The organism is Flavobacterium sp. (assembly GCF_029242675.1).
In the GTDB taxonomy this organism is placed as follows: Bacteria; Bacteroidota; Bacteroidia; order Flavobacteriales; family Flavobacteriaceae; genus Flavobacterium.
In genome coordinates, this window is sequence record NZ_JAQWTM010000327.1 from 1 (window position 1) to 4712 (window position 4712).

6 protein-coding genes are annotated in these 4712 nt (G+C 33.4%); 4 read left to right on the plus strand and 2 right to left on the minus strand.

Annotated elements, in window-relative coordinates; all coding sequences use genetic code 11:
* Positions 1–63: 63 nt before the first annotated feature.
* Entirely contained in the window at positions 64–561 is a 498-nt protein-coding gene (locus P8M54_RS11970; RefSeq protein WP_300288109.1) for a GNAT family N-acetyltransferase, read from the plus strand.
* A gap of 47 nt (positions 562–608) precedes the next feature.
* Here P8M54_RS11970 and P8M54_RS11975 read toward each other — a convergent pair whose 3' ends face one another.
* Positions 609–1199 carry a glutathione peroxidase gene (locus P8M54_RS11975; RefSeq protein WP_300288110.1) on the minus strand — a complete coding sequence of 197 codons (591 nt, stop codon included), beginning with the start codon at positions 1197–1199 and terminating at the stop codon, positions 609–611.
* Positions 1200–2009: 810 nt separating this feature from the next.
* Between P8M54_RS11975 and P8M54_RS11980 the strand changes: the two genes are divergently transcribed.
* The 3 genes from P8M54_RS11980 to P8M54_RS11990 all read left to right on the plus strand — a co-directional run bounded on the left by P8M54_RS11980 (position 2010) and on the right by P8M54_RS11990 (position 4378).
* Positions 2010–2540 carry an RNA polymerase sigma factor gene (locus tag P8M54_RS11980; RefSeq protein WP_300288111.1) on the plus strand — a complete coding sequence of 177 codons (531 nt, stop codon included), beginning with the start codon at positions 2010–2012 and terminating at the stop codon, positions 2538–2540.
* Positions 2540–3325, plus strand: coding sequence for an anti-sigma factor (locus tag P8M54_RS11985; RefSeq protein WP_300288112.1), 786 nt, complete (start codon positions 2540–2542; stop codon positions 3323–3325). Before P8M54_RS11980 ends, P8M54_RS11985 begins: the two co-directional genes overlap by 1 nt.
* A gap of 102 nt (positions 3326–3427) precedes the next feature.
* Complete coding sequence (locus tag P8M54_RS11990; RefSeq protein ID WP_300288113.1) at positions 3428–4378, plus strand: tRNA-dihydrouridine synthase family protein; 951 nt, start codon at positions 3428–3430, stop codon at positions 4376–4378.
* Positions 4379–4447: 69 nt separating this feature from the next.
* On the opposite strand, the gene P8M54_RS11995 is transcribed toward P8M54_RS11990, so the two are convergent.
* On the minus strand, positions 4448–4712 hold a 265-nt coding region (locus P8M54_RS11995), incomplete at its 5' end, for a hypothetical protein (RefSeq protein WP_300288114.1).

Genomic DNA, 4712 nt, shown 5'->3' on the forward strand with positions numbered 1-4712 from the left:
GTAAAGGTTTTTCCTTATTCTTAAATAGTTTTCTTAAATTTGAAAGCAAAATTTACGATTGTAATGGAAATAAAAATTAGACCTTACCAAATAGAGGACACGCAAGCTATTTTAGACATCATCAACTATAATATTTTACACTCTACAGCCTTGTACGATTACAATACGAGGAGCTTTGAACAGCAAAAAGCGATCCTTGACGATAAGATTGCCAAAGGCTTTCCGGTAATAATAGCTGAACTTGATGGTGCGGCAGTAGGTTATGGAATGTACAGTGAGTTTCGTTTTAGAGAAGCTTATAAATTTACTGTCGAACATTCCGTCTACGTCCAAAAAGAACATAACGGAAAAGGCATTGGTAAGTTGCTACTAACGGAGTTAATTGCAATTGCTAAAAAGCAAGGATTACATACGATGATTGGAGTCATTGACGCTGAAAACCAAAGCAGCGTTGATTTCCATGAAAAATTTGGTTTTAAAACCGTTGGAATCATTAAGGAATCCGGATATAAATTTGATCGTTGGTTACACTCTGTTTTTGTGCAGTTACTACTAGAATAAAAAAATGGCTTTTCTGTTTAGAAAAGCCATTTTTAAAATCTTAAACCTTAGGATCCTTCGATCCAATTTGTTATTACAGGATCATTTGGTGCGACTTGTGGTTTTATAACCTTGTCGAGCTCTCCTTTTTCATTAATCAAATATTTTTGAAAATTCCATTCAACATCTGAATCCGCAACACCGTTTTTTGCTTTTTGAGTCAAAAACTGATAAACAGCGCACATATCGTCCCCTTTTACAGATACTTTTTCCATCATTGGAAAGCTAACACCATAGTTTCGTTTACAAAAAGCCGCGATTTCGGTATTAGTTCCTGGTTCTTGTGCTCCAAAGTTGTTGGCTGGAAAGCCTATTACAATAAAATTCCGATCTTGATATTGTTTATAAATCGCTTCTAAACCCTCATATTGAGGTGTTAAACCACATTTTGAAGCTGTATTTACAATCATCACTTTTTTACCTTTTAAAGTAGAGAAATCAAATTCATTTCCTGACAAGTCTACTACTTTAAATTGATGTAGGTTTTCTTTATGCATAGTCTGTTCTGTTTTATTTTTAATTTCTTTATTGGTTTTCGATTTGTTTTGACAACCTAAAAATAGTATTGAAAGAACAACAATTAAAAGTCCATTTTTCATTTCACTTCTTTTAACAAAATTAAACTAATTGATAATAAATAGACTGGCAATAATAGCTTTTTTCAGGTCAAACAATAGTTAAAAAAAAGCCCAACGTTCAAAAAAAGAACGTTAGGCTTAACTAACAAAACAAACAATCCGTTCTGGTGTGATATTTTATTACCCATTGAATGGATAAAGTAGCATTTAGATTACCTTATTTGCCAGCAATTTGGGATTTCAAAATAATAAATCCCACGTTAAATCTTTATTTCAACCCTTGTTTAATAACTGCTATTTGTTGTGGTACTAGTCCAAATTATCTCGTGATTTGGAAAACAAATAGCAGCTATCAAAAACGCAATACGTTCTTAGCATATCTTTGAGTAGTATTATTTTATTTCTATTGGGAAGACAACACATTTTGCGAATACAAAATCCCCTTTGCTAACAAAATGTGCGCTTTCCAAAATATTTTCTTTACCTGGTCGCTACTTTTAATCTTAAAAAATCGGAATATCAAAATGATTTTTCGTCAAAATCCTAGCTTTGGTGATTTAACTACAACCTACTTTTAAAGCACTTATTTTCAATGAAATTAGATCCTGACGCCGTTAAAAATCAAACACTACAATTTTATTTACGATATTTTGTGATAAGTGGTTTTAATTTTGAAACTTTTTTTTTGCATCACCTACAGACCTTTAGAATACAACAATACCTTAAATCACGTGATATTTTAGGGAACAGTAGCTATATATGAGGGATATTTACTAAATTTACTCCATCGTTTAGGGCATCTATCCAACTGCAATTTGTAAATAAAAGTATATGACACAAGAAGAATTGTTAGAATTAGTATATAAAAAAGACGAAAGGGCTTTTACACATCTATATGATATGTACTCCAAAAGTTTGTTTTCAGTGATCAATGTTTTAGTCAAAAATCGGGAGGAAGCCGAAGACGTGCTTCAAGAGGTGTTTGTTAAAATTTGGAAAAACATAGATTCTTACAATGAAAGTAAAGGTCGTTTCTATACTTGGATCTTGAATATTGCAAGGAATACATCCATCGATAAGTTACGTTCTAAAAACTTTAACAATACGCAAAAAAACCTATCTTCAGATAATTTCGTAAATCACTTTGAGGACACCAATAAACTTGGTAATAAAATGGACACAATTGGTTTACAAGATTTTGTAAAAAGACTAAAACCAAAATGTATACAAATTATAGATTTATTGTTTTTTAAAGGATATACTCAGCAAGAGGCCTCTGATGAGTTAGCGATTCCTTTAGGGACAGTAAAAACTCACAATCGTAATTGTATTAATGATTTAAGAAATTATCTAAACGTATAATGGAAACAAAAGAATATATAGAATCAGGTATTTTAGAACTTTTTGTTTACGGACTACTTACAGAGTCCGAAAATGAAGAAGTAGCACTAAAAGCAAAAGAAAGCTCAGAAATCAGGAGTGAAATTGTTGCTATAGAGAAATCTATTGTCTCTCTATCATCAAGTTTTTCACCATTCCTATCTGCGGCAAATTTTGATAAAATAAGAGAAAAACTAGAATTGAAGTACTCTAAAGTAATTCCATTGCAGCCAAAAACAAACTGGGGACAGTACGTGGGATGGGCTGCAGCAATAGTTTTATTGGTTGGAATTGGTTTCCAGTACAATCAACTAGACCAAACTACTACGCAAGTAGCCAATTCGAATACTGAAAAAGTAAAATTAGAGCAAGAGTTAAACACCTTGACTTTACAAAATAAGGCAGCAGAGACTAGCTTAGCAATCATTAGAGATGTAAATAACACTGTTGTAGCGTTGGGCGGACAGGCTGTTGCGCCAGAGTCTTCTGCTAAAGTGTATTGGAACAAAGAAACTCAAGTTGTATATGTGGATGCAGCAGGTTTACCTGAACCTCCAAAGGGAATGGTGTACCAAGTTTGGGCCTTAAAACTGAATCCTCTAACACCTACAAGTATTGGTTTATTGGATAAGTTTGATAGCAACACCCAACGCATGTTTGCTGTGAGCAATACCGGCGATGCTGAAGCATTTGGAATCACACTTGAACCAGCAGGAGGAAGTTTATCACCTACAATGGAACAACTATATACTTTAGGAAAAGTATAAAACAAAATAGATTTATATCAAAAAAGACTTTCTTCTGAAAGTCTTTTTTTGTTTGTACTACTTCTAGATTGCATTGACTATATTTGCACAATTACATTTTTCATGAGTTATACCCTATTATCCTCACCTTTACAAGGTTTTACTGATTACCGATTTAGAAACGCCCAACACAAGTTCTTTGGTGGTATCGATACTTATTACGCTCCTTACATCCGCTTGAATGGTAAATTAATTATCAAATCTTCTTACCAAAGAGATTTGTTACCTGAAAACAATACCGTTACTGAACTTATTCCACAAATCATCACTAATGATGCTGATGAATTTTTGTTTGTTTCAAAATATGTGCAAGAGTTAGGTTATAAGGAACTAAATTGGAATTTAGGTTGTCCCTACCCTATGGTTACTAAATGCGGCATGGGTTCTGGATTGATTAAAAATTCAGAAAAAATTGAACAAATATTACATAAAGTACAAAACGAATCGGACATTATTGTATCCATGAAAATGAGATTGGGCTATGATACTACCGACGAGATTTTAGATGTTTTACCTATTTTAGAAAAATATCAAGTAAAAAATGTCGCTGTTCATGCTCGATTGGGTAAACAGCTCTATAAAGGGGGCGTTCATTTAGACGCTTTCCAAACTTGTGTAGACCAAAGCAATGTAAAATTATACTACAACGGCGATATTGCCACGGTAACCAAGTTCAAAGAAATGCAGGACCGATTTCCAACTATCGACCATTGGATGATAGGCCGCGGATTAATTGCAGATCCATTCTTACCAACAATGATTAAAAATGATACGGTTGAATATCCTAAAAACAAAGTAGATCTTCTTAGTGAATTTCATGATACTTTATATGCCGGTTATAGTGAGTCCTTATCAGGTGCAACGCATATTTTACTAAAAATGCACCATTTATGGGAGTACTTCTCTGTTATATTCAAAGACCCACATAAGGTACACAAGAAGATAAAAAAAGCAAAAAGCATTCGTAACTATGAAGCAGCGGTTGCTGAAATATTTAAAGCAGAACGTTTCTAAAACACTATCAATACAAAAGGGGTCAAACTATTCGTTTGACCCCTTTTTTACGACTATTAAATCGAACTATTACTTTTTATAAAATTTCTTGTATTTAGGATAAGCTAATGCTCCTATTAGCGAAATCGTTCCTAGTGAATACCAAATCCAACTTAGCGAATGAGCCTCTCCACTTGCGTACGAGTGCAAACCTACCAAGTGAAAATTAACTCCGTAATACGTGAATAAGATCGATACGAAAGCAAACATACTCATTAGGTTAAAAATCCATTTACCTCTCAAAGCAGGCACGAAGCGTGCGTGAATAACAAAGGCATACACCATGATACTAATC

Excerpts from the sequence above, each read along its gene's own strand:
- P8M54_RS11980 (WP_300288111.1), top strand. The coding sequence starts at position 2,010 with ATGACACAAGAAGAATTGTTAGAATTAGTATATAAAAAAGACGAAAGG.
- P8M54_RS11990 (WP_300288113.1), top strand. The coding sequence starts at position 3,428 with ATGAGTTATACCCTATTATCCTCACCTTTACAAGGTTTTACTGATTAC.
- P8M54_RS11975 (WP_300288110.1), bottom strand. The coding sequence starts at position 1,199 with ATGAAAAATGGACTTTTAATTGTTGTTCTTTCAATACTATTTTTAGGT.
- P8M54_RS11985 (WP_300288112.1), top strand. The coding sequence starts at position 2,540 with ATGGAAACAAAAGAATATATAGAATCAGGTATTTTAGAACTTTTTGTT.
- P8M54_RS11970 (WP_300288109.1), top strand. The coding sequence starts at position 64 with ATGGAAATAAAAATTAGACCTTACCAAATAGAGGACACGCAAGCTATT.